At 39.7% G+C, this 23,934-nt stretch carries 20 protein-coding genes and 1 pseudogene; 20 read left to right on the top strand and 1 reads right to left on the bottom strand.

Going from position 1 to position 23,934, the window contains the following annotated elements; genetic code table 11:
- From yfmF to JFV29_RS04050, 15 genes are all read left to right on the top strand, one after another.
- Window positions 1-1,284 (top strand): EF-P 5-aminopentanol modification-associated protein YfmF, encoded by a 1,284-nt coding sequence (yfmF, locus tag JFV29_RS04120; RefSeq protein ID WP_201181382.1) that lies wholly within the window; start codon window positions 1-3, stop codon window positions 1,282-1,284.
- Window positions 1,284-2,570, top strand: coding sequence for an EF-P 5-aminopentanol modification-associated protein YfmH (gene yfmH, locus JFV29_RS04115; RefSeq protein WP_201181381.1), 1,287 nt, complete (start codon window positions 1,284-1,286; stop codon window positions 2,568-2,570). Before yfmF ends, yfmH begins: the two co-directional genes overlap by 1 nt.
- Window positions 2,571-2,590: 20 nt before the next feature.
- Window positions 2,591-3,316 carry an elongation factor P 5-aminopentanone reductase gene (ymfI, locus tag JFV29_RS04110; protein ID WP_201181380.1) on the top strand — a complete coding sequence of 242 codons (726 nt, stop codon included), beginning with the start codon at window positions 2,591-2,593 and terminating at the stop codon, window positions 3,314-3,316.
- A 77-nt stretch (window positions 3,317-3,393) separates the two neighbouring features.
- Window positions 3,394-3,651, top strand: a complete 258-nt coding sequence (locus JFV29_RS04105) for a DUF3243 domain-containing protein (RefSeq protein ID WP_201181379.1) — start codon at window positions 3,394-3,396, stop codon at window positions 3,649-3,651.
- 241 nt (window positions 3,652-3,892) lie between these two features.
- Window positions 3,893-4,684, top strand: a complete 792-nt coding sequence (locus tag JFV29_RS04100; protein ID WP_201181378.1) for a DUF3388 domain-containing protein — start codon at window positions 3,893-3,895, stop codon at window positions 4,682-4,684.
- 8 nt (window positions 4,685-4,692) lie between these two features.
- The gene (locus JFV29_RS04095) at window positions 4,693-5,598 is read left to right on the top strand and encodes a helix-turn-helix domain-containing protein (protein WP_309558836.1); all 906 of its coding nucleotides are present in this window, start codon (window positions 4,693-4,695) and stop codon (window positions 5,596-5,598) included.
- A 180-nt stretch (window positions 5,599-5,778) separates the two neighbouring features.
- The gene (gene pgsA, locus JFV29_RS04090) at window positions 5,779-6,363 is read left to right on the top strand and encodes a CDP-diacylglycerol--glycerol-3-phosphate 3-phosphatidyltransferase (RefSeq protein WP_053345391.1); all 585 of its coding nucleotides are present in this window, start codon (window positions 5,779-5,781) and stop codon (window positions 6,361-6,363) included.
- A gap of 21 nt (window positions 6,364-6,384) precedes the next feature.
- Entirely contained in the window at window positions 6,385-7,617 is a 1,233-nt protein-coding gene (locus tag JFV29_RS04085; RefSeq protein WP_201181375.1) for a competence/damage-inducible protein A, read from the top strand.
- Window positions 7,618-7,964: 347 nt separating this feature from the next.
- Complete coding sequence (gene recA / locus JFV29_RS04080; protein WP_053345392.1) at window positions 7,965-9,005, top strand: recombinase RecA; 1,041 nt, start codon at window positions 7,965-7,967, stop codon at window positions 9,003-9,005.
- A gap of 365 nt (window positions 9,006-9,370) precedes the next feature.
- Window positions 9,371-10,930, top strand: a complete 1,560-nt coding sequence (gene rny, locus JFV29_RS04075; protein WP_053345393.1) for a ribonuclease Y — start codon at window positions 9,371-9,373, stop codon at window positions 10,928-10,930.
- 163 nt (window positions 10,931-11,093) lie between these two features.
- Window positions 11,094-11,891 carry a TIGR00282 family metallophosphoesterase gene (locus JFV29_RS04070; RefSeq protein WP_201181374.1) on the top strand — a complete coding sequence of 266 codons (798 nt, stop codon included), beginning with the start codon at window positions 11,094-11,096 and terminating at the stop codon, window positions 11,889-11,891.
- 182 nt (window positions 11,892-12,073) lie between these two features.
- Window positions 12,074-12,334, top strand: coding sequence for a stage V sporulation protein SpoVS (gene spoVS, locus JFV29_RS04065; RefSeq protein WP_029281188.1), 261 nt, complete (start codon window positions 12,074-12,076; stop codon window positions 12,332-12,334).
- Between the two features lie 105 nt (window positions 12,335-12,439).
- A complete protein-coding gene (locus JFV29_RS04060; protein WP_201181373.1) occupies window positions 12,440-13,390 on the top strand; it encodes a dipeptidase in 951 nt (316 codons plus the stop codon).
- A gap of 220 nt (window positions 13,391-13,610) precedes the next feature.
- A complete protein-coding gene (locus JFV29_RS04055; RefSeq protein WP_056526902.1) occupies window positions 13,611-15,368 on the top strand; it encodes a 2-oxoacid:acceptor oxidoreductase subunit alpha in 1,758 nt (585 codons plus the stop codon).
- Window positions 15,355-16,221, top strand: a complete 867-nt coding sequence (locus tag JFV29_RS04050) for a 2-oxoacid:ferredoxin oxidoreductase subunit beta (RefSeq protein WP_056526905.1) — start codon at window positions 15,355-15,357, stop codon at window positions 16,219-16,221. Before JFV29_RS04055 ends, JFV29_RS04050 begins: the two co-directional genes overlap by 14 nt.
- Window positions 16,222-16,319: 98 nt before the next feature.
- Here JFV29_RS04050 and JFV29_RS04045 read toward each other — a convergent pair whose 3' ends face one another.
- Window positions 16,320-16,529: a hypothetical protein gene (locus JFV29_RS04045; RefSeq protein WP_201181372.1), complete on the bottom strand. Its 210-nt coding sequence runs from the start codon at window positions 16,527-16,529 to the stop codon at window positions 16,320-16,322.
- Window positions 16,530-16,844: 315 nt separating this feature from the next.
- Here JFV29_RS04045 and tdh point away from each other — a divergent pair, with 315 nt between their 5' ends.
- The 5 genes and pseudogenes from tdh to mutS all read left to right on the top strand — a co-directional run bounded on the left by tdh (window position 16,845) and on the right by mutS (window position 23,924).
- Window positions 16,845-17,885, top strand: a complete 1,041-nt coding sequence (gene tdh / locus JFV29_RS04040) for an L-threonine 3-dehydrogenase (RefSeq protein ID WP_201183370.1) — start codon at window positions 16,845-16,847, stop codon at window positions 17,883-17,885.
- 389 nt (window positions 17,886-18,274) lie between these two features.
- Window positions 18,275-19,819: a tRNA (N6-isopentenyl adenosine(37)-C2)-methylthiotransferase MiaB gene (gene miaB, locus JFV29_RS04035; RefSeq protein ID WP_201181371.1), complete on the top strand. Its 1,545-nt coding sequence runs from the start codon at window positions 18,275-18,277 to the stop codon at window positions 19,817-19,819.
- 1 nt (window position 19,820) lies between these two features.
- Window positions 19,821-20,249 carry a RicAFT regulatory complex protein RicA family protein gene (locus tag JFV29_RS04030; RefSeq protein WP_053345401.1) on the top strand — a complete coding sequence of 143 codons (429 nt, stop codon included), beginning with the start codon at window positions 19,821-19,823 and terminating at the stop codon, window positions 20,247-20,249.
- A 212-nt stretch (window positions 20,250-20,461) separates the two neighbouring features.
- The gene (locus tag JFV29_RS04025) at window positions 20,462-21,001 is read left to right on the top strand and encodes an outer spore coat protein CotE (RefSeq protein ID WP_056526911.1); all 540 of its coding nucleotides are present in this window, start codon (window positions 20,462-20,464) and stop codon (window positions 20,999-21,001) included.
- Window positions 21,002-21,297: 296 nt separating this feature from the next.
- A pseudogene (gene mutS / locus JFV29_RS04020) lies at window positions 21,298-23,924 on the top strand (DNA mismatch repair protein MutS).
- Window positions 23,925-23,934 lie beyond the last annotated feature (10 nt).

The raw sequence follows: 23,934 nt of genomic DNA, 5'->3' as shown, positions 1-23,934 counted from the left end.
ATGTCTATTGCTTCCGATACAATTACGGAAAAAAGCGGCTACAGGCTTCACGTGGTCCGCACGGATAAATATAAAACGAATACTCTCGTTCTGAAAATGAAAGCACCGTTGACAAAAGAGAACGTTACATATCGTGCATTACTGCCATATGTGCTACAAAGCAATACAAGTAAATATCCTACAACACCCGAGCTTCGATCTTATCTTGATGATCTTTATGGAGCAGGGTTTTATGTCGATGTCGCTAAAAAAGGAGAATACCAAATCCTAAGCTTTACAATCGATATCGTCAATGAAAAATTTCTAAGTGACCCGACGCCGCTTCTTGAAAAGGCTTTTATGTTGTTATCCGAAGTGATATTTCATCCAAAGAAAAATGGTGAAGCCTTTGACCACAAAACGGTCTCTAATGAAATTCGGTCATTAAAACAGCGGATTCAATCAATTTCCGATGATAAAATGCGGTATTCTGCTACACGTCTTGTTGAAGAAATGTGCAAAAACGAACCATATGCTCTAGAAGCGAGCGGGAATCTACAAGACTTGGAGACGATTACCCCTGAGTCCCTTTTTACCTATTATAAAAAAGTATTAACTGAGGATGAAATTGATTTATATGTGATCGGAGATATCGACGAAGCAGAAGTTGAAGTCTTAGCTGACAAATATGTCTCCCTCCTTCCAGATCGTGTGGCGGCAAGGCTGCAGAGGGATACAGGTAAAGAAGTAGGTAAGGAAAAAGAAATCATTGAGAATTCTGACGTGAAACAAGGAAAATTGAATATAGGTTATCGAACCTATGTCGCGTATGGTGATTCGGATTATTATGCATTACAGCTATTCAATGGGATTTTTGGTGGCTTTTCACATTCAAAGCTTTTCATCAATGTCCGGGAGAAAGCTAGCCTTGCCTATTACGCAGCCTCTAGGCTCGAAAGCCATAAAGGCCTTCTAATGGTTATGGCAGGTATTGAAAATGCCAACTATAAGCAAGCACTAGATATTATTAATGAACAAATGAATGAAATGAAGCAAGGGAATTTTTCTGAAGAAGAACTGGCACAGACAAAAGCGGTCATTAAAAATCAACTTCTTGAAACCATTGACGTTTCGAGAGGTCTGGTCGAAATTTTATATCATAATGTGGTTTCCGGCCATGATATCTCACTCGACGAATGGTTTGCAAAAACAGAGCAGACGACAAAGGAAGAAATCGTCGCCGTTGGTCAAAAAATTCAGCTTGATACGATCTATTTCCTAACAGAAGCGGAGGTGCAAGGGTAATGGAGAAAATAGTATTTAGTCAATTGAAAGAAGAGCTTTTCCATGAAAAATTGGAGAATGGCCTTGAAGTATATATTCTCCCGAAAAAAGAGTTTAATAAATCCTTCGCGACGTTTACAACGAAGTATGGTTCAGTCGACAATCATTTTAAACCATTGAATCAAAAAGAATTCTCGAAGGTGCCTGATGGAATTGCACATTTTCTAGAACATAAGCTTTTTGAAAAAGAAGATGGTGATGTTTTTCAGCAATTCTCAAAGCAGGGAGCATCTGCAAATGCCTTCACTTCGTTTACCCGGACAGCTTATCTATTCTCAAGCACTTCCGACTTTGAAAGGAATTTAACGACGTTGATCGACTTTGTTCAGGACCCATATTTTTCGGAAAAGACTGTAGAGAAGGAAAAAGGAATCATTGGGCAGGAAATTAATATGTATGATGATAATTCTGATTGGCGATTATATTTCGGGACGATTGCAAACATGTATCATCAACATCCTGTGAAAATTGATATTGCCGGTACAGTGGAATCTATTGCTGGTATTACGAAAGACATGCTTTACGAATGTTATAATACGTTTTATCATCCAAGCAACATGCTGTTATTCGTTGTAGGCCCGGTTGATGCTGAAAGTACCATGAAGTTGATTCGGGATAATCAAAATAATAAAGAATATCAGGAACAGCCGGAAGTAGAGCGTAAATTTGAAGCAGAGCCGGAAACGGTTGCTAAAGATAAGGAAATATTAAAAATGAATGTTCAGACACCGAAAGTGATGGTGGGAATCAAGGCTACCGATGTTTATCAATCCGGTGTACAACTATTGAAAAGGGAGTTGGCGACCAATATTTATTTAGAAATGTTGTTCGGCAAAAGTTCTCCTCTGCACGAAACAATGTACGAGAAGGGTTTGATTGATCAAAGCTTCTCTTATGACTATACGCAGGAACAAGGTTTTGGGTTTGCATTAATTGGCGGGGATAGTACAAAACCTGAAGAACTAACAGAGTCTTTATTGGAAATTCTGCAAAAGTCCAAATCTGGAACCGGCTTGAGTGAAGAAAGCCTGCAGAGGACGATTAAGAAGAAAATCGGTTCTTTCCTTCGTTCTCTGAATTCACCGGAATATATTGCGAATCAATTCACCCGATATGCTTTCAATGATATGAACTTGTTTGATGTGGTATCGGTATTGGAAAAACTTACGATTGAAGATATAGGGAAGGTCGCCAAGGAATTTATATCCGATGAACGGATGACAGTCTGTCATGTACTTCCAAAATAATATATAAAGGGGGCGTAAATGTGGGGAAGCGTTTTGCCCTTATTACGGGAGCTAGTGGAGGAATCGGCAGGGAAATTGCTTTAAAGCTCGCCGAGGAGAACTATTCACTTTATCTACATTACAACAGCAACGAGGAAGCGATTCTGAAGTTGATTGAAGAGCTTAAACAATATCAGGTTGAACTTATTCCGATTCAAGCAGATTTAGCCGCAGCGGACGGATACAAGAAACTGGCGCAAAATATTTTTGCCCTTCATGCCATCGTTCTTAATAGTGGCAATAGCTATTATGGACTCATATCCGACATGGATGAGCAAATCGTTAATGAAATGGTTCAGTTGCATGTAACGAGTCCTTTCCAATTATCAAAGGAACTACTTCCGAAATTAATGTATCAAGAACAGGCTGCCATCGTGGCCGTCACATCCATTTGGGGACAGACGGGTGCATCTTGTGAAGTGCTATATTCAATGGTCAAGGGCAGTCAAAATGCTTTTATCAAGGCGTTAAGCAAAGAGGTATCCCTTAATGGAATTAGGGTCAATGCAGTTGCTCCCGGGGCGATTTCCACTTCTATGCTTGAGTCTTTCAGTGCCGAAGACTTGGAAATCATAAAAGGCGATATTCCTATGGGACGTATGGGTAGTTCGAAGGAAGTAGCCGAGGCCGTGTTTTATTTACTGTCTGACAAGGCCTCTTATATAACCGGGCAAATCTTAGGAGTAAACGGTGGCTGGTACACCTGATTTTAATACTATGTATAATTCTTTCGTTTCCTTCACAAAATATCTATGTACTATTTTGAAGGAAAGGGTGACCATTCATGTCTGTACTAGACAATTGGGATCAATGGAAAAATTTCTTAGGCGACAGATTAAATCAAGGTGAACAACAAGGTTTGTCAGAAGGTGCTGTTAACAACTTAGCTTTCGAAATTGGTGATTACCTTGCTCAGCAGGTTGATCCTAAAAACGATCAAGAGAAAGTACTTGCTGACCTTTGGTCGGTTGCAAGCGATGATGAAAAACATGCCATGGCAAGCGTTATGGTCAAGTTAGTTGGAAACAATGGAACAAAGTAAATTTTCAAGCCAAAGGCCCTGTTATTTAAATAACAGGGCCTTTGGCTTGAAGATAACTACCTGATCTATCCTCTAATATAAAAATGAACACTTTTATAGGGTTTTTCCTTTTAACTTATCACGAAATACTATATTATAGAAGCTAGACAATAATAATTAATGGTTACAGACCTTGAAATTTACGATGGATAAGTTTTGCTCGAATGTTGGGTAAAAGCTTCTAGGCTTAAGGAGTGTTATCGTGGAGAAAAAAGAATGGTATTTTGAATATGAAATTCAAGTCAACCGTCCAGGTTTATTGGGGGATATTTCATCCCTGCTGGGTATGCTATCCATCAATATCATCACTATTAACGGTGTCGATGAAGGTAGGCGAGGTTTACTTCTAATGGCAGAAGATAGCCGGAATATAGAAAGATTCGAATCAATCCTCCATACGATGGATACGATAAAGGTCATTAAGCTTAGGGAACCTAAATTACGTGATCGTCTTGCTGTCAGGCATGGGCGTTATATTCAGCGCGATGCTGATGAAAAAAACACGTTCAGGTTTGTACGTGATGAACTAGGGTTGCTTGTCGATTTCTTGGCCGAGTTATTTAAACAAGAAGGTCATAAGTTAATCGGGATTCGAGGCATGCCCCGCGTAGGGAAAACCGAATCTATCGTAGCCTCGAGTGTATGTGCTAATAAAAGATGGTTATTTGTGTCATCCACCCTTTTAAAGCAGACTATCCGCAGTCAGCTTATTGAAGATGAATATAACAATGATAATTTGTTTATTTTAGATGGGATTGTTTCAACTCGCCGTGCAAATGAGCGTCATTGGCAGCTAATCCGCGAAATCATGAGGCTTGATGCTGTCAAAGTCATCGAACATCCTGACGTTTTTGTACAAAATACGGAGTATACTCTCGAAGACTTTGATTATATTATTGAATTGCGAAACAATCCAGATGAAGAAATAACATATGAAGTTGTCGACCAAAAAGACCAGTTTTCAGGGTCGGAATTTGGTTCCTTTGACTTTTAAAATGGCAGGTGTTTTATTTGACTGAGTTAGGTAATCGATTAAAGGAAGCTAGGGAAGCCAAAGGGCTTAGCTTAGAAGATTTACAAGAATTAACGAAGATTCAAAAGCGTTACCTCATTGGAATTGAAGAGGGCAATTACAGTATGATGCCTGGAAAGTTTTATGTACGGGCATTCATTAAGCAATATTGTGAAGCGGTCGGACTGGATTCAGAAGAGATTTTTGAACAGTACAAGAGTGAAGTGCCTTCAGTTTATAGTGATGAACTACCTGAACAACTTTCGAGGGTCCAATCCCGGAAAACGATTCCTGCTGGGGACTCCAAAGTTGTCGAAATGTTACCTAAAATCCTGGTTGCCGTTTTAGTTATTGGTGTTGCTATTTTAATTTGGGTGCTAGTATCCAGTAATATGAGTAAGCCTGATAGTGACGATAAAAAGAACGATAAACAGAATGAAGTGGGATACAATAAAAGTGATGAGTTTAATAATAAAGAACAAGAGAAAGCAGACAAAAAGCAAGATGAAAAGAAAGAAGATACATCTGACAAGAAAGATGATGCAGATGACACTGTAGATGAAAAGACACAGCAGGAACTTGCCGTTGTCAGCACTAGCGGTAAAAATAGTACGTATGAATTGAAAAATACAGATACCTTTAAATTAAAGGTGACTTCTAAAGGCTCACCGTGGGTTGGCATTAATAACGGAGAAGGGAAATTACTATTCCAGGGCACAATTAATAAAAACGAAAGCCAGGAAATTGATTTCACTAATGAAAAAGAAGCTGTCATTAATGTAGGTAGAGCGTATGAAACTGAAATTTTTGTGAATGATGAGAAGCTGGAGTATTCCATTTCGCCGACTGAAATGGCTACGCAATTGGTTACGATACAATTTACGAAAGCCGAATAGTCATCTTTAGATGACTATTTTTCTCTTTATATTTCAAAGGTTGAAAATGGTTTGCCCGGCATATAACATTGGCTTTTGAGTTAAATTATACATAGGAAATATCTTGGCCTTAGGCCTCATATTATTTAGATTGAAAACGCATTGCCCAAAAAGCAGGCGTAAATTTTGGAGGTTAAAAGTTTGAATCTGCCTAATAAGATTACAGTAGCAAGAATCTGTTTAATACCAGTTTTTTTAATCATCATGCTCGTACCTTTTTCATGGGGGACGCTTACCTGGGGAGAGTACAAATTACCAGTTGCGCATTTAGCGGGAGCTATTCTCTTTATTATCGCTTCTACTACGGATTGGATTGATGGTCATTTTGCCAGAAAATATAATATGATTACTGATTTAGGGAAATTTTTAGATCCATTGGCTGATAAACTTCTGGTTTCGGCTGCATTAATTGTATTGGTTGATCTAGATTTAATGTACGATCAGTCTTGGATTGCTATCGTTATCATTAGCCGTGAATTTGCTGTGACTGGATTACGATTGGTATTAGCTGGTACAGGGGAAGTAGTTGCAGCGAACCAGCTTGGTAAAATCAAAACATGGGCACAAATAGTAGCTATTTCAGCATTATTGTTGCATAACCTACCATTTGCCCTCATTTCGCTGCCGTTTGCTAATATCACTTTATGGATTGCATTAATCTTTACGATATGGTCTGGTTTGGATTATTTTATAAAAAACAAAGAGGTATTTGTTAATTCTAAGTAAACGAATGGGTGGTTTGAAAATATGGATGCAGAAATCATTGCAGTAGGCTCTGAACTTCTTTTGGGACAAATTAATAACACAAATGGAAGATTTTTATCACAACAGTTTGCCGAAATGGGTGTCAATGTTTTTTACCATACTGTCGTCGGAGATAATGACCGACGATTACAACAAGCCATAGAAATCGCAGAATCCCGGGCAAACTTGATTGTATTTACCGGTGGACTTGGTCCTACTAAAGATGATTTAACGAAGGAAACGATCGCTCGCCATATAGGAAAAAAACTCGTTTTTAATGATGAAGCACTTCAATCCATTGAAGCGTACTTTGAAAAACGCGGCCGGACGATGACGGAGAACAACAAAAAGCAGGCTCTCGTCTTAGAAGGCAGCGAGGTCTTGGCAAACGATCATGGCATGGCTCCGGGGATGATCTTGGCGAAATCCGGAATCACGTATATGTTGCTTCCTGGTCCTCCGAGTGAAATGGAACCAATGTTTTTAAGCTATGGTTATGAATCGATTATGAATAAACTTGAAAAGCATGAACGGATCGACTCCAAGGTTCTTCGGTTTTACGGAATAGGGGAAGCTGAACTGGAAACAGTGATTGAAGATCTTCTTGTCAATCAAACGAATCCCACAATCGCTCCACTGGCTGCTGAAGGGGAAGTAACGTTAAGGATTACCGCTAAAGACTCTTCTAAAGAAAAATGTGAGGAGCTTATTTTAGAAGCGGAAAAAGAAATTTTAAACAGGGTCGGCAAGTTTTATTATGGAAGTGATAATACTTCGCTCATAAAAGAACTTGTTAAAGAATTAACGGTCCGAAAGCTTTCAATAGCGGCAGCGGAAAGCTTGACCGGCGGTATGTTTCAAGAGCAACTTACAACGATACCAGGCGCCGGAAAAGTGTTCAAGGGTGGTATTGTCAGTTATACAAATGATGCGAAGTCGAATGTTTTGGGCATCAGTGACGCGACAATCTCGAAAAATGGCGTAGTCAGTGGTGAGTGTGCAATGGAAATGGCTTCTAATGCCCGGGAAAAGTTCGATGCGGATGTAGGTATCAGTTTTACGGGTGTTGCAGGGCCTGATGAACAAGAAGGCAAGCCAGTAGGTACGGTCTTCATTGGAATTTCTTACCGTGATGGAGACACTCACTTTAAAGAATTGAGTTTATCTGGAAGCAGGGCGCAAATCCGTGTTCGTAGCGTGAAGTACGGCTGTCATTATTTATTAAGAGACTTATAAAAGACGAAGCAGAGCTTTTTAAAGGCTCTGTTTTTGTTTGATTTAAGAAGTTTCTTTCATGTAAAAAAAGGGAAAAGAAAAAACAGTTAATTCTATAAAAATGCTTTTTCAAAGACGTTATTGAATGAAAATGATGATTTTCTTCAGGAGAAATACTTTTTTGTAAAGAATATTCCAATAGAAAAAAACGAATGAATGTTCGACTTTTTGCTTGGCAAAATAGTAAAAAGAGTATATAGTAAAGATAGGTTTTGAGACAAGATACAAACCTTGTTCTCAAATAATTGCTTACGTAAGAACATCTTTAATCGGACAGCCGATTATTTGAATATAGAGGAGGAAATTGAGTGAGTGATCGTCAAGCGGCTTTAGATATGGCGTTAAAACAAATTGAAAAACAATTTGGTAAAGGTTCTATTATGAAACTTGGAGAACAGTCTGATCGAAGAATCTCAACGATTTCAAGCGGTTCTTTAGCATTGGACGTAGCATTGGGAGTAGGCGGATACCCAAGAGGCCGGGTCATTGAGATATACGGACCTGAAAGCTCAGGTAAAACGACTGTTGCATTGCATGCAATTGCAGAAGTACAAAAGACTGGAGGCACGGCTGCATTCATTGATGCTGAGCATGCTTTAGATCCAGCATATTCAGAAAAACTTGGTGTGAATATTGATGAGTTACTGCTTTCTCAGCCTGATACGGGTGAACAAGCACTTGAGATTGCTGAGGCGTTAGTGCGAAGCGGCGCGGTAGATATCATTGTTATCGACTCCGTAGCGGCTCTTGTTCCAAAAGCTGAAATCGAAGGTGAAATGGGAGATTCCCATATGGGTCTTCAAGCCCGGATGATGTCACAGGCGCTTAGAAAGCTGTCTGGTGCCATTAATAAATCAAATACCATTGCTATATTCATTAACCAAATCCGTGAAAAAATCGGGGTTATGTTCGGGAATCCAGAAACGACTCCAGGTGGCCGTGCATTGAAATTCTATTCAACTGTTCGCCTTGAAGTACGTCGTGCTGAACAATTGAAACAAGGTAATGAAATTGTCGGTAATAAAACCAAAATTAAAATCGTAAAAAATAAGGTAGCTCCCCCATTCCGTCAAGCAGAAGTCGACATTATGTATGGTCAAGGGATTTCTCAGGAAGGTGAAATCATTGATATGGGTGCAGATCTTGATATTGTCCTTAAAAGCGGCTCTTGGTATTCATACAATGAAGAGCGTGTCGGACAAGGACGGGAAAATGCGAAAATGTTCTTGAAAGAAAATCAGGATATTGCTCTGGAAATTTCACAGAAAATCAGAGATCATTATAACCTTGATGGAGAGCATGAACTACCAGAAGAGACAGAAGAGGAACATTTTGAATTACTTGATTAATGATAGAAAAAGACCTAAGCTTGTTTGCTTAGGTCTTTTTCTATATCTTGTGAAGTCAAGTAAAATGAAAAAAGTACAAAATTTTCAGCGAATTTATCGGTCGTGAAAACAGGTTTACAGTCTTTTTCCATAATAATGTTGTACAGAATAGCGATTGATATTAATAAAACTTGAATAATCATTGATACATAAGGGACAAACGCTTGACAATAAAAATTCTCAACTATACAATTAATATGTATATTTTACAATTTTTCAAACTAAAATTTTGAAAATTAAGTGCTGTATATTGAATTTATGTGCAATGTACTTGCCGACAGTTCAACATTTTATGTAAAAAGTTCATAGCAAGGGGAGGTGAAACGATGGAACCCATGACAATCATCTTCACTTTGCTTGGCCTAATCGTCGGTGCAGTTGTTGGTTATTTTATTCACAAATCAAAATTTGAGAGTAAAATAGCAGGGGCAAAGGGCTCTGCAGAACAAATCCTTGAGGATGCAAAACGTGAAGCGGATGCTCTTAAGAAAGAAGCCTTGTTGGAAGCAAAAGATGAAATTCATAAAGTTCGCTCTGATTCTGATCGAGAATCTCGTGAAAGAAGAAGCGAATTACAAAAACAAGAAAATCGGTTATTGCAAAGAGAAGAGAATCTTGACCGGAAGGATGAAACGTTAGACAAACGTGAAAGCCTTTTGGAGAAAAAAGAGGATTCTCTAAACCAAAGACAACAGCATATTGAAGAGATGGAAAGCAAAGTGGACGAGATGGTTCGTAAGCAGCAAACAGAGCTTGAACGTGTTTCCGGCTTAACTCGTGAAGAAGCTAAAGCAATCATTATAGACCGAATGGAAAACGAGCTTGCTCACGATGTAGCGCTTATGATTAAAGAAAGTGATACCCGTGCCAAAGAAGAAGCTGATAAAAAAGCAAAAGAAATTCTTTCTCTTGCCATTCAGCGTTGTGCGGCTGATCATGTCGCAGAAACCACCGTTTCTGTAGTAAATCTTCCAAACGATGAAATGAAAGGCCGGATTATCGGACGTGAAGGCCGAAATATCCGGACATTAGAAACGCTAACAGGTATTGACCTTATTATTGATGATACTCCTGAAGCTGTCATTTTATCTGGATTCGATCCAATCAGACGGGAAACGGCACGCTTGGCTCTTGAAAAACTAGTTCAGGACGGTCGGATTCACCCTGCACGTATTGAAGAAATGGTTGACAAAGCAAGACGTGAGGTAGATGAACATATTCGTGAAATTGGTGAACAAACAACATTTGAAGTTGGTGTTCACGGGCTCCATCCAGATCTCATCAAAATACTCGGTCGTTTGAAATTCCGTACCAGTTACGGTCAAAACGTGCTGAAGCATTCAATTGAAGTGGCCCAGCTTTCAGGGTTGCTTGCTGCTGAGCTTGGTGAGGATGAAGTTCTTGCCCGCCGTGCAGGTTTATTGCATGATATAGGGAAAGCAATTGATCATGAAGTAGAAGGCAGTCACGTTGAAATTGGCGTGGAATTGGCAACCAAGTATAAAGAGCATCCAACTGTCATCAACAGCATCGCTTCACATCATGGTGATACAGAACCAACTTCCATTATTTCAGTGCTTGTGGCAGCCGCTGATGCGTTATCAGCTGCAAGACCAGGTGCAAGAAGTGAAACGCTGGAAAATTACATTAGAAGACTCGAAAAACTTGAAGAGATTTCCGAATCCTATGATGGAGTGGAAAAATCATTTGCAATTCAAGCCGGACGTGAAGTGCGGATTCTAGTGAAACCAGAACAAATAGATGATCTTTCGGCACATCGACTCGCACGTGATATCCGGAAAAGGATTGAAGAAGAGCTCGATTACCCAGGTCATATAAAAGTAACGGTTATCCGTGAAACAAGAGCAGTAGAATATGCCAAATAATATTTGGTAATGAAAACGAAGTGGTGAAAACCACTTCGTTTTCATTTTGCTTATAAAGAGCTATTATGGGGTGTTTTTACAAAATTATAATTCCATATTATGTTACAATACATACATTGAATATTCTTATCATTAGAAATGTGGATTTAGAAAGGGTTTTACTATGAAATTGCTATTTATTGGAGATGTTGTAGGGTCTCCTGGCCGTGATATGGTCCAAGAATACCTTCCAAAATTAAAAGAAAAGTATAGACCGCATATCACGGTTATTAATGGGGAAAATGCTGCAGGTGGCAGGGGGATTACGGAAAAGATTTACCGTAGTTTTCTACAGTGGGGAGCACAGGCAGTAACGATGGGGAACCATACATGGGATAATCGCGATATTTTCAATTTTATTGATGAAGCGAAATATCTCGTCCGTCCAGCGAATTTTCCAGAGGGAACTCCCGGAGAAGGAATAAAATTTATTAAATTGAACCAGCAGGAAATTGCGGTCATAAATTTGCAAGCGAGGACATTCATGCCTGATTTGGATTGTCCGTTCAAAAAAGCGGAAGAACTCGTGTTGGAGGCTCAAAAAAGGACACCGATCATCTTTGTCGATTTTCATGGTGAGGCTACAAGTGAAAAGCAGGCGATGGGTTGGTTCTTAGATGGAAAAGTGACAGCCGTTGTAGGTACACACACACATGTCCAGACAGCCGATAACCGGGTTTTACCCGAAGGGACCGCTTATATATCAGATGTAGGTATGACAGGCCCGTATGATGGCATTCTCGGCATGGAGAGAGGGGCAGTCATCCATCGCTTCTTGACCAGCCTTCCTGTTCGTTTCGAAGTACCTAAAGAAGGGCGTACCCTATTAAGTGCTGTGCTCATAGATATTGATGATAAGACGGGCATGGCTAAAAAAATAGACCGAATACTCATCAATGAAGATCATCCGCTTTACACATGAATTGAATGGACAGACAGTCAAATGACTGATTGTCCATTTTTTTATTCAATAATAAATCGATTGGTGGACAATCCCTGTTTTCTTTGTCATACAAGTTTTACTTCCTGAATATAGTAGCAGTGGAAAGTGTTATAACTATTGAGCCAAGTTATAATCGGCAGGGAAAACAAGGAGGACTAGGAATGGAAATATTAAAGGTTTCAGCAAAATCTAATCCTAATTCTGTAGCAGGCGCACTAGCGGGAGTGCTCAGAGAAAGAGGAGCAGCCGAAATTCAAGCAATCGGTGCAGGTGCGTTAAATCAAGCCGTCAAGGCAGTAGCAATCGCAAGAGGGTTTGTCGCACCTAGTGGAGTTGACTTGATTTGTATTCCTGCCTTTACAGATATACTTATTGATGGCGAAGAGAGAACGGCGATTAAGCTAATCATTGAACCAAGATAATTTCATATGTGGGTGCCTGTTTGTCGGCTGGCGAGCAGGTTCTTTTTTGTACTAAAATTCCAATGACGAAAAACCTTAGCCATTTTATAATAGATCATATTAGCTATGAAAGTTAAGCAAGGGAGGAGGATCATTTTGGCGATTTTTGATGCGCATTGTGATGCGTTAATGAAGATGTTTATAGATCCAGATATTTCTTTTTTGGACAGTGAAAAGTTACATATAACAAAACGGGGATTATTGGATGCAGGAGGAAAGGTCCAATGTTTTGCAATTTATATTCCAGAAAAAGTCCACCCAGATATGAGATTTCAGGCAGCCTTAGCGATGGTTGATATTTTTCATGAAAAGATTTTATCAGAGCCGGAAATGAAATTTATACGGAGCAAGACTGACATCGATAATCTAAAAGAAAAAGAAATCGGTGCTATGCTTACATTGGAAGGCTGCGATTGTATTGGAAATGATTTATTAAAGCTAAAAACACTTCTCCATCTTGGTGTTTCTTCAGTAGGGCTAACATGGAATTATGCCAACCTTGTGGCTGATGGAGCATTAGAAACAAGAGGAAGTGGGTTGACACGATTTGGAACAGAGGTTGTGACCTTATTAAATGAGCAATCGATTTGGTGTGATTTATCCCATTTATCTGAAGCTGGTTTTTGGGACACATTAAAAAGAGCGGATTTTCCAATTGCATCCCATTCGAATGCTAATAATTTATGTTCGCATCCGCGGAATTTAAAAGACAGCCAGATAAAAGCCCTTTTACAAAAAAATGGCGTGATAGGGGTAACCTTTGTTCCACAATTCCTATCCAGTGGTTATTCGGCTTCAATAAAAGATATCCTGAACCATATAGACCATATATGCAGTTTGGGCGGGGAAAAACAAATTGGGTTTGGGTCTGACTTCGATGGAATAGAACATATGGTAGACAAATTAGCATCCTTTAATGATTATCATAACTTAATCAATGAGCTGAATAGGCTTTATTCTGCTGAGTTTGTAAAAGGACTCCTTTTTGAGAATTTCACTCGGAATTTTCCACGTTAAAAGGTGATAAATTTAATTCTGACTATATAGATATGAATAAATATTCTGAAAATATAAAAAATGGAGGCAAAAAGGTTGCAATTTAATGATTTAACCGATAGAATTGAAAGCGTTTAGTACACCTTTCCTAAATAGAACGATTTATATACATAGTCTAATGTTCTGGCGAGAGGTGCGGTTAAATGCATTTATATACGAACGTTCTAAAGGAGTGTAAGACATGATCAATCAACTTTCATGGAAAGTTGGCGGACAACAAGGTGAAGGTATTGAAAGTACAGGAGAAATATTCTGTATTGCCCTCAATCGCTTAGGTTATTACTTGTATGGCTACCGTCATTTCTCATCCCGAATTAAGGGAGGACACACGAATAACAAAATTCGTGTAAGTACTACCGAAACTCGTGCTATCTCTGATGATTTAGACATCTTAGTTGCTTTTGACCAAGAAACAATTGACGTCAATTATAAAGAATTACATGAAGGTGGCATCATAATCGCTGATGCAAAATTCAAACCTGTCTGCCCAGAAGATACAAAGGCAGAATTATATATTGTTCCATTTACGGAAATCGCTGCAGAATTAGGCACATCATTAATGAAAAACATGGTGGCTATCGGTGCGACATGTGCTGTACTTGGTATGGAAATTTCCGTATTCAACGATGTTGTTGATGAAATCTTCGGTCGTAAAGGCGAAGAAATCGTTAAAAAGAATATGGATGCCATTACTGCTGGCTACAAAGCCATGGAAGTACTGCTTGGAGAAAAGCTTGGCGCAATGGAGCTAGAAAAAGCAGACGGACAGAAACGTTTATTCATGATCGGAAACGATGCTATCGCTCTAGGAGCTGTTGCAGGCGGATGTCGCTTCATGGCAGCATACCCAATTACTCCTGCCTCTGAAATTATGGAATATCTAATCAAAAAACTTCCACAATTGGGCGGTACTGTCATTCAGACAGAAGATGAAATAGCTGCAGCCACAATGGCAATCGGTGCAAACTACGGTGGTGTTCGTGCTATCACAGCTTCTGCTGGTCCAGGACTTTCCTTAAAAATGGAGGCAATTGGCTTAGCGGGTATTACCGAGACGCCTATTGTCATTGTTGATACACAACGTGGCGGTCCTTCTACTGGACTTCCTACGAAACAAGAGCAATCTGATTTAATGGCCATGATTTATGGTACACACGGTGAAATCCCGAAAATCGTCATGGCCCCAAGTACTGTTGAAGAAGCATTTTATGATACGGCAGAAGCGTTCAATCTCGCGGAGGAATATCAATGTCCGGTTATCATTTTATCCGACTTACAGCTATCGCTAGGTAAACAAACGGTTCAGCCGCTTGATTACAGCAAAGTAGAGATCAGACGCGGTAAATTGGTAGATTTTGAAATTGAAGAACCAGAAAACAAATCATACTTCAAGCGTTATAAAGTAACGGAAGACGGCGTTTCACCTCGTGTTGTTCCTGGTATGAAAAATGGAATTCACCATGTTACTGGTGTTGAACATGATGAGACAGGGAGACCTTCTGAGACTGCTGTGAATCGAAAAGCGCAGATGGATAAACGGATGCGTAAGCTGAATAATTTAGCTAACACATTCCATACACCTGTATACAAAAACACACCGCATGAAGAAGCGGATTTACTAATTCTTGGTTTTAACTCTACCCGTGGTACGATTGATGAAGCAATTGGTAGACTAGAAACGGATGGGGTAAAAGTGAATCATGCGCAAATTCGTTTGATTCATCCGTTCCCAACCGATGAAGTTCTATCTTTAGTACAATCGGCTAAGAAAGTAGTAGTAATCGAAAATAATGCGACTGGACAATTGGCTAATATTATCAAGATGAATGTCGGACATGTTAATAAAATTAAAAGCATCCTAAAATATGATGGCAACCCATTCCTCCCGCATGAAATTCACACACAATGCAAGGAGATGTTCGAATATGGCAACGTTTAAAGAGTTTCGTAATGATGTTAAACCTAACTGGTGTCCTGGCTGTGGAGATTTCTCCGTTCAGGCTGCCATGCAGCGTGCGGCAGCCAATGTAGGATTGGAGCCGGAAAACTTAGCTGTTGTTTCTGGTATCGGCTGTTCAGGACGTATTTCCGGTTACATCAAGTCATATGGCTTCCACGGAATTCATGGCCGCTCTCTGCCGATTGCCCAAGGAGTGAAAATGGCCAACCGTGAATTGACCGTAATAGCTTCAGGAGGAGACGGAGACGGTTTTGCAATCGGGATGGGACATACTATTCATGCAATCCGTCGTAATATCGATATAACGTATATTGTAATGGATAACCAAATTTATGGCTTGACAAAAGGTCAGACTTCTCCGCGATCAGCTGTTGGATTTAAGACAAAATCCACTCCTGAAGGATCAATCGAGCAGGCTGTCTCACCAATGGAATTAGCGTTATCGGCTGGTGCTACATTTGTTGCACAAAGCTTTTCGACTGACTTAAAAGACTTGACTGCTATCATTGAAGCAGGGATCAATCATAAAGGGTTCTCCTTTATCAATGTTTTCTCTCCATGCGTAACATATAACAAGATTAATACGTACGATTGGTTCAAACAAAACTTAACAAAATTAAACACGATTGAAGGATATGATTCTTCAAATAAAGAACAGGCCATGCAAACATTAATGAAGCATGACAGCCTTGTGACAGGGATTATTTATCAAGATTCTTCACGCCCTTCTTATCAGGAGTTAGTACCAGGATATGCAGAAAAAGCGTTAAATAAATCTGATCTAACTCTAGATCAAGCTCATTTTGATAAACTTGTTGCAGAATTTATGTAAAAGTGAAAAGGTTCACCCCTATAGATGGGGTGAACCTTTTTTGTGAAAAATTAAGCGCTCCAGTAATTATGCCTCATGCTAGAACGCTTACTGGTAGCTTAACAATCGTTATGGCATCCGCCGAAGTTACGGTTAAAAGAAACCGCGACCGAAACCGCCACAAAAACCGCCACCGAAACCGAAGCCACAACGATTCCTTCTTCTACAACAACAACGGTCATTGTCGTGATGATGATGATGATGATGGTGACGTTCACAATCGCGGTCACGATCACGATCGCGGTCACGGTCACGATCGCGTCTATCACAGCGTCTCACTCGACGACAGAAATCGTCTTCGTTCCTTTCATGGTGATGGTGGTCACGATTATTATTTTCAGAACATGACATATAAGTCACTCCTTTAATTATTTTTGTTGTACGAGATATCTTATTCAAGAGCGGACAGGATGCTATGGGATCATGACCTTATTAGTGAAAATGTACGATAGCCCTAAGATTATGATTAGTCAATAAAGGTAAAATGGCCCGTACATTAGGAATACTGGTATTTTTTTAATCGGTTTTTCATACCTTTAATATATTCAGGAAAATGTAGCCCTATTTCAGGGGGAGTGTATATGTTGAAAGGGAAAATGAAAGCAGTTGTCAAACATCACCGAGGATATGGGGCACAATTGCAAGCTGTCGACATTCCAGATATTCGTGAAGATGAGGTGTTAATTCGAGTCAAAATGGCTTCAATCTGTGGGACGGATATTCACATTTTCACCTGGGATAAATGGTCACAGGGAAGAGTGAATCCACCATATGTATTTGGGCATGAATTTGCCGGAGAAGTGATTGAGGTAGGGGGGAGGGTGAGTAATGTTTCAGTTGGTGATTACGTTTCCGCCGAAACCCATATCGTGTGCGGTACATGCCGGCAATGTTTAACGGGACAGTTACACATTTGTAAAAATACAAATATTATTGGTCTCGATACACAAGGGTGCTTTGCTGAATATGTAGCTTTGCCAGCCAAGAATCTTTGGAAAAATCCGATTGACATGCCACTTGATATAGCTACGATCCAAGAACCGATGGGAAATGCCGTCCATTCTGTGCTTGCTGGTGAAGTGCTTGGTAAAACGGTGGCGATCATTGGTTGCGGACCAATTGGGCTTATGGCAGTGGCTGTAGCAAAGGCTGCAGGTGCAGATAAAGTTATCGCTCTTGATGTTAATGATTATCGACTTCAGCTGGCAAAAAAGATGGGGGCTTCGCACACAATTCATTCAATCAAGCAAAATCCTCTGGAAATCACGGCAAGACTCACAGATATGGATGGGGTGGATGTGGTCTGCGAAATGAGCGGTAATCCTACGGCCATCGATCAAGGGTTTAAAATGGCTACAAATGGCGGGAGGATATCAATTTTGAGCCTGCCAGCTCAGCCGGTCACGCTTAATATAACGGAGGATATAGTGTTCAAGGGTCTTACTGTCCAAGGAATAACAGGAAGAAAAGTGTTCTCAACCTGGCAGCAGGTTTCGAGCCTGCTAGGGAGTGGGAAAGTTGATGTCACACCGATGATTACGCATCGTTTTTCGCTAAGTGACTTTGAAAAGGGTTTTGAACTGATGATAAAGGGACAGTGTGGTAAGGTACTCTTAATACCTTAGCCAACTTAAAAGGAGGAGAAATGAAGGGTTTTGAATATTAAAAGAAGAAGTAGATGCTTTAAAAAAAGCCGGAAAGGAACTAGGAATATTTTAATTAAGTAAAAGGAAGAGGCTTAGTTCGTCACATGGAATGTGGTGAATTGAGCCTTTTTTAGAACTTATAATTACAGAATTTGTGAAATTTTTCTTACAAATGAAGTAGGCACGACAGAATGATTGTTTCTTGCTGGTAAAAGCTTTATACTATGTTAATGTGGATATATCACACTTAAAAGCTAATATTTACTGGTAATTTTATAAGGAAAATACGTATAAAAATCTTTAGAACAAGACAGGTCTTGAAATAGTTAGGGAAACAAATAAACTAACTATTTTGAAAGGAGATTAACATGAACGAGAAACAACGATTAGAATCACAACAAGTACACGCTGAAAATCCAGCGGACAAAAAATCCGACAAGGACTACAGTAAGTACTTTCAGGCCGTTTATATTCCGCCGTCCTTAAAAGATGCGAAAAAACGAGGTAAAGAAGAAGTCGAATATCATGATGATTTTGCGATTCCAGAAGATTTCCGTGGAATGGGAGAAGGCAAAAAGTTCTACATTCGTACATACGGTTGTCAAATGAATGAACATGATACAGAAGTCATGGCTGGTATCTTCACGGCCCTAGGCTATCAACCGACAAACACGGTAGATGATGCTAACGTCATTTTACTTAACACTTGTGCGATTCGGGAAAATGCAGAGAATAAAGTGTTCGGGGAACTCGGCCATTTAAAATCATTAAAATTGGAACGACCTGATTTATTGCTTGGTGTTTGTGGTTGTATGTCTCAAGAAGAATCAGTTGTAAAAAGAATCCTTGAGAAACATCATTTTGTTGATATGATTTTCGGAACTCACAACATTCATCGTCTACCCCAAATTCTAAATGAAGCTTATCTTTCAAAGGAAATGGTCATTGAGGTTTGGTCTAAAGAAGGCGATGTAATTGAGAACCTTCCGAAAGTGCGTAAAGGCAAAACGAAAGCATGGGTCAATATCATGTATGGCTGCGATAAATTTTGTACTTACTGCATCGTGCCTTTCACGAGGGGAAAAGAAAGAAGCCGCCGTCCGGAAGATATCATTCAGGAAGTTCGTCATTTAGCGGCACAAGGATATAAAGAAATAACACTGCTTGGTCAAAATGTGAATGCATATGGTAAAGATTTTACGGATATTAAATACCGTCTCGGTGATTTGATGGATGAAATCCGCAAGATTGATATTCCGCGTATTCGTTTTACAACTAGTCATCCACGTGACTTTGATGATCACTTGATTGAAGTCCTAGCAAAAGGTGGTAATCTTGTAGACCACATCCATCTTCCTGTTCAATCAGGAAGTACGGAAACGCTTAAGATTATGGCTCGTAAATATACGCGCGAACAATATTTAGAGCTAGTTAGAAAAATAAAAGAAGCGATCCCAACTGCATCTTTAACAACAGACATCATTGTCGGCTATCCGAATGAAACGGAAGAGCATTTTGAAGAAACAATGTCTTTATACCAAGAAGTTGGTTTCGACGCTGCTTATACCTTCATTTATTCACCACGCGAGGGAACACCAGCCGCGAAAATGCAGGATAATGTACCGATGGAAGTAAAAAAAGAACGCCTGCAACGCTTGAATGCCCTTGTTAATGAAACGTGTGCGTTAAAAATGAAAGAGTATGATGGACAGATTGTAGAAGTCCTTGTAGAAGGAGAAAGCAAGAAGAATCCGGATGTGTTAGCAGGTTATACAACGAAAAATAAGCTTGTGAACTTCAAAGGACCAAAATCTGCCATTGGCCAAATCGTAAAGGTGAAAATCACTGGAACGAAAACATGGTCATTAAATGGGGATATGGTTGAAGAAGCTACAGCAATTGAGGTGGAGTAAAATGACGAAATATACAAAAGACGATATTTTAACAAAAGCGGCAGAGTTGGCTGAAATGATTGCCAGCACAGAAGAAGTCGATTTCTTTAAACGGGCGGAAGCTCACATCAACGAAAACCAAAAAATCCGTGAAATGATCGCGAGCATCAAAAGCTTGCAAAAGCAGGCTGTTAACTTCCAACATTATGGAAAAGAGAAAGCATACGGCCAAGTACAGGCCAAAATTGATGCACTTGAAAAACAATTAGACGAACTTCCGATTGTCCAAGAATTCAAACAATCCCAAGTTGATGTAAATGATCTTTTACAAATGGTCTCCTCACAAGTTTCTAATAAGGTGACGGATTTAATTATTGAATCAACCGAAGGAGACATCCTTCGCGGTGAAACAGGTTCGCAGGTACAGGCTGGCGGCGGAAGCTGTTCATAAACTTTTCTAAAACCCTTCTGATTTCAGGAGGGCTTTTTTATACTCGTAAATCCTTATACAGTGCCCATTCGTGACACATATCCCAAAACATGCGCATAAAATAACCTAGGTTTAAAACAATACAGCAGTTTTCAAACAATAAAAATTCTACGCACACTAGACTTTTACCACGCATAGGATGAATGGAAACTGTATGAGGAGGGTTCGCTAGCATGTCACAATATAGAGAGATAATTACTAAAGCGGTGGTGGCAAAGGGACGGAAATTCACAAAGTCCTCACACACCATTTGCCCGGCTCATCATCCTTCTAGCATTCTAGGTTGTTGGATCATCAACCATAAATACGATGCAAAGAAAGTCGGCAAAAAGGTAGAAATTCACGGCAGCTACGAAATCAACGTTTGGTATTCCTATAACCATAATTCAAAGACGGAAGTTGTTACTGAAAAAGTACAATATACCGACGTGATTTCGCTGAAATACCGTGATCCGGATTGTCATGATGACCATGAAATCGTTGCACAAGCTGTCCAACAGCCTAATTGTTTAGAAGCTTGCATCTCCCCATGTGGACAAAAAATCATTGTCCATGTGGAAAGAGAATTCTTTGTAGAAGTCGTCGGCGAAACAAAAATTTGTGTCGCTGTAAATCCAGATGGCCGCTGTGAGGATGACTGGGGCTCTGATTTCGATGATGAGGAATTCGAAGATTTAGATCCGGATTTCCTAGATGAATTCGAAGACGAATAGACGAATAGAATATAGAAAGTCACTACCGGATGACATTCCCTTCATCCGGTTTTATTTAATTTGAAGAGGGACAGGCTTTATGCAGGCATATTGATATACCAGTCCCAATAAGTTTACGGATAAAATGTTAAGTTTTACTTGTTAATACCTGTAGAGAATTAGTGAATTTATCGGCTTTACTCACAGGTTCAGGGATTTACCATGCAATTTCGAATACAGGCAATGTTGCTTTCCCATATGTTATAATAAAAGACATATGTGAGTAATAGATTTTAGTTAGGAAAGGTTTTGAAGGAATGGCTGGATATACTCCGATGATTCAACAATATTTAAAAATTAAGGCAGAGTATCAGGATGCCTTTTTATTTTTCGTTTAGGCGATTTTTATGAAATGTTTTTTGATGACGCGCTGAATGCGTCACAGGAGCTCGAAATAACATTAACGAGCCGAGAAGGTGGAAGTGAAGACCGAATTCCAATGTGCGGGATTCCGTATCATTCGGCGGCTAATTATATTGATATATTGATAGAAAAAGGATTTAAAGTGGCGATTTGTGAACAGACAGAAGATCCTAAGCAAGCCAAAGGGGTAGTTCGCAGGGAAGTTGTCCAGCTGATTACGCCGGGAACGAAAATGGATAGCAAGGGTCTTCGTGAAAAAGAAAACAATTACATTGCGACGATCACTCATTTTTCTAATGACCAGTTTGGTTTTGGATACAACGATTTATCGACAGGTGAAAATAAGGTCACTTTGATTGAGAACTTTGATGAGGTACTGAATGAATTTGCCATCCTTGGTGCGAGCGAAGTTGTTATTGCTGCTGATTTTAATGAAGAATGGAAAAAGAAACTTCAGGAACGGGGCGCTGCCGCTTTATCATTAGAGGACAATTTGGAACATAGTGAGTCGTTCGTTCCTTTACTGCATCTATTAAAGGACGAAAAGCAGATGACAACGACCTCTCGTTTATTGAATTATTTATATCGTACCCAAAAACGAAGTCTTGATCATTTGCAGCCGGTTCTTGCATATGAGACGTCACACTATATGAAAATTGATTATTATAGCAAACGAAATTTGGAATTGACCGAAACCATCCGTTCCAAAGGTAAAAAAGGATCATTATTATGGCTTCTTGATGAAACGAAAACAGCAATGGGTGGACGTATGCTTAAGCAGTGGATTGACAGACCACTCATTAATAAAAAACAAATTGAGCGGAGACAAAGTCTTGTTGAAACACTGAAAAGTCAATACTTCGAACGTCAAGACCTCCGTGAGCGCCTGAAGGAAGTGTACGATTTGGAGCGGCTTGCCGGACGGGTCGCCTTTGGAAATGTTAACGCGCGGGACTTGATCCAGTTGAAACGTTCGTTGCAACAGGTGCCTGTCATCCGTGAAATTGTAAAGTCAATGGCCTCTAATCAGGATATTTCTGTTCTTGCCGATAAATTGGATCCATGTGAAGAAGTGACAGATTTGCTCGAAACTGCGCTTGTTGAAAACCCGCCGTTGTCCGTTAAGGAAGGGAATATTATTCGAGATGGTTTCCACACTGAGCTGGATACATACCGAGATGCCAGTAGGAACGGAAAAACTTGGATTGCTCAGCTTGAACGAGAGGAACGGGAACGCACAGGGATTAGGTCATTGAAAATCGGTTATAACCGTGTGTTCGGTTATTATATTGAAGTCACCCGGGCTAATCTGCATCTGCTTGAAGAGGGGCGCTATGAACGGAAGCAGACTTTAACGAATGCTGAACGTTATATCACACCTGAATTAAAAGAAAAAGAAGCGTTAATTTTACAAGCCGAGGAAAAAAGCATCGGTTTAGAATATGACTTATTCCTCAATCTTCGCGAAGAGATAAAAAGCTATATCCCGCGTTTACAAGATCTAGCGAAAGGCGTCAGTGAGCTAGACGTTCTACAGTGCTTTGCCACTATTAGCGAAGAGCGTCATTATGTGAAGCCGGTCTTTTCAGAGAATCGAAGAATTGTTTTGAAGGAAGGACGACATCCTGTAGTCGAAAAAGTGCTTCAATCACAGGAGTATGTCCCAAATGACTGTTTTATGGATAGCGAACGAGAACTACTCTTAATTACAGGTCCGAATATGTCCGGGAAAAGTACGTATATGCGTCAGATTGCGTTAACATCTATTCTGGCACAGATTGGCTGTTTTGTATCAGCAACTACAGCTGAATTACCTATTTTTGATAAAGTGTTTACTAGGATTGGAGCGGCCGATGATCTGATTTCCGGCCAGAGTACGTTTATGGTCGAGATGCTCGAAGCAAGAAATGCGATCACTAATGCGACTGAAAACAGTCTGATTTTATTTGATGAAATTGGACGTGGGACCTCCACTTACGATGGTATGGCACTTGCTCAGGCCATCATAGAATATATTCATGAAGAAATTGGAGCAAAGACACTCTTTTCAACACACTATCACGAATTGACTGTACTCGCATCGGAGCTACCTAAATTGAAAAATATCCATGTTAGTGCAATTGAGCAAAATGGAAATGTTGTCTTCCTTCATAAAATAAAAGAAGGACCAGCAGATAAAAGTTATGGAATTCATGTGGCTAAGCTTGCTGATTTGCCGAAACAGTTAATTGACCGTGCAGCAGATATTTTAGCACAGCTAGAAAATGAAAATGGCCAAGCAAAGGAATTGCCTGCACAGCCAGCCGTTGTTTCAAAAGAACAAATTACTGAAACTGCTCCTAAAGCTGAGGTCAATGAGGCACAGCTATCCTTTTTCAGAGAAGAGGCTCCTAAAGAAAAAATAAGTTCTTCTCCTAAGGAAAAAAAGGTGCTCGATGACATTAAATCGCTTGATATCCTGGAAATGACACCACTCGAAGCGATGAATATTCTTTATAAATTGCAAAAGAAACTAAAATGAAATATTGAAG

The sequence above is a fragment of the Peribacillus sp. TH16 genome, assembly GCF_016651095.1.
Classification (GTDB): Bacteria; Bacillota; Bacilli; order Bacillales; family DSM-1321; genus Peribacillus; species Peribacillus butanolivorans.
The sequence above is the reverse complement of the archived record's forward strand: the minus strand, read 5'-3'. Positions and strand labels throughout refer to the sequence as shown.

Bases quoted from the DNA above. Each gene is read 5' to 3' on its own strand.
- miaB (WP_201181371.1), top strand. From the start codon at position 18,275: ATGAACGAGAAACAACGATTAGAATCACAACAAGTACACGCTGAAAAT.
- spoVS (WP_029281188.1), top strand. From the start codon at position 12,074: ATGGAAATATTAAAGGTTTCAGCAAAATCTAATCCTAATTCTGTAGCA.
- JFV29_RS04025 (WP_056526911.1), top strand. From the start codon at position 20,462: ATGTCACAATATAGAGAGATAATTACTAAAGCGGTGGTGGCAAAGGGA.
- yfmH (WP_201181381.1), top strand. From the start codon at position 1,284: ATGGAGAAAATAGTATTTAGTCAATTGAAAGAAGAGCTTTTCCATGAA.
- JFV29_RS04105 (WP_201181379.1), top strand. From the start codon at position 3,394: ATGTCTGTACTAGACAATTGGGATCAATGGAAAAATTTCTTAGGCGAC.
- yfmF (WP_201181382.1), top strand. From the start codon at position 1: ATGTCTATTGCTTCCGATACAATTACGGAAAAAAGCGGCTACAGGCTT.
- rny (WP_053345393.1), top strand. From the start codon at position 9,371: ATGGAACCCATGACAATCATCTTCACTTTGCTTGGCCTAATCGTCGGT.
- JFV29_RS04070 (WP_201181374.1), top strand. From the start codon at position 11,094: ATGAAATTGCTATTTATTGGAGATGTTGTAGGGTCTCCTGGCCGTGAT.
- JFV29_RS04030 (WP_053345401.1), top strand. From the start codon at position 19,821: ATGACGAAATATACAAAAGACGATATTTTAACAAAAGCGGCAGAGTTG.
- JFV29_RS04060 (WP_201181373.1), top strand. From the start codon at position 12,440: ATGAAAGTTAAGCAAGGGAGGAGGATCATTTTGGCGATTTTTGATGCG.
- JFV29_RS04055 (WP_056526902.1), top strand. From the start codon at position 13,611: ATGATCAATCAACTTTCATGGAAAGTTGGCGGACAACAAGGTGAAGGT.
- JFV29_RS04085 (WP_201181375.1), top strand. From the start codon at position 6,385: ATGGATGCAGAAATCATTGCAGTAGGCTCTGAACTTCTTTTGGGACAA.
- JFV29_RS04050 (WP_056526905.1), top strand. From the start codon at position 15,355: ATGGCAACGTTTAAAGAGTTTCGTAATGATGTTAAACCTAACTGGTGT.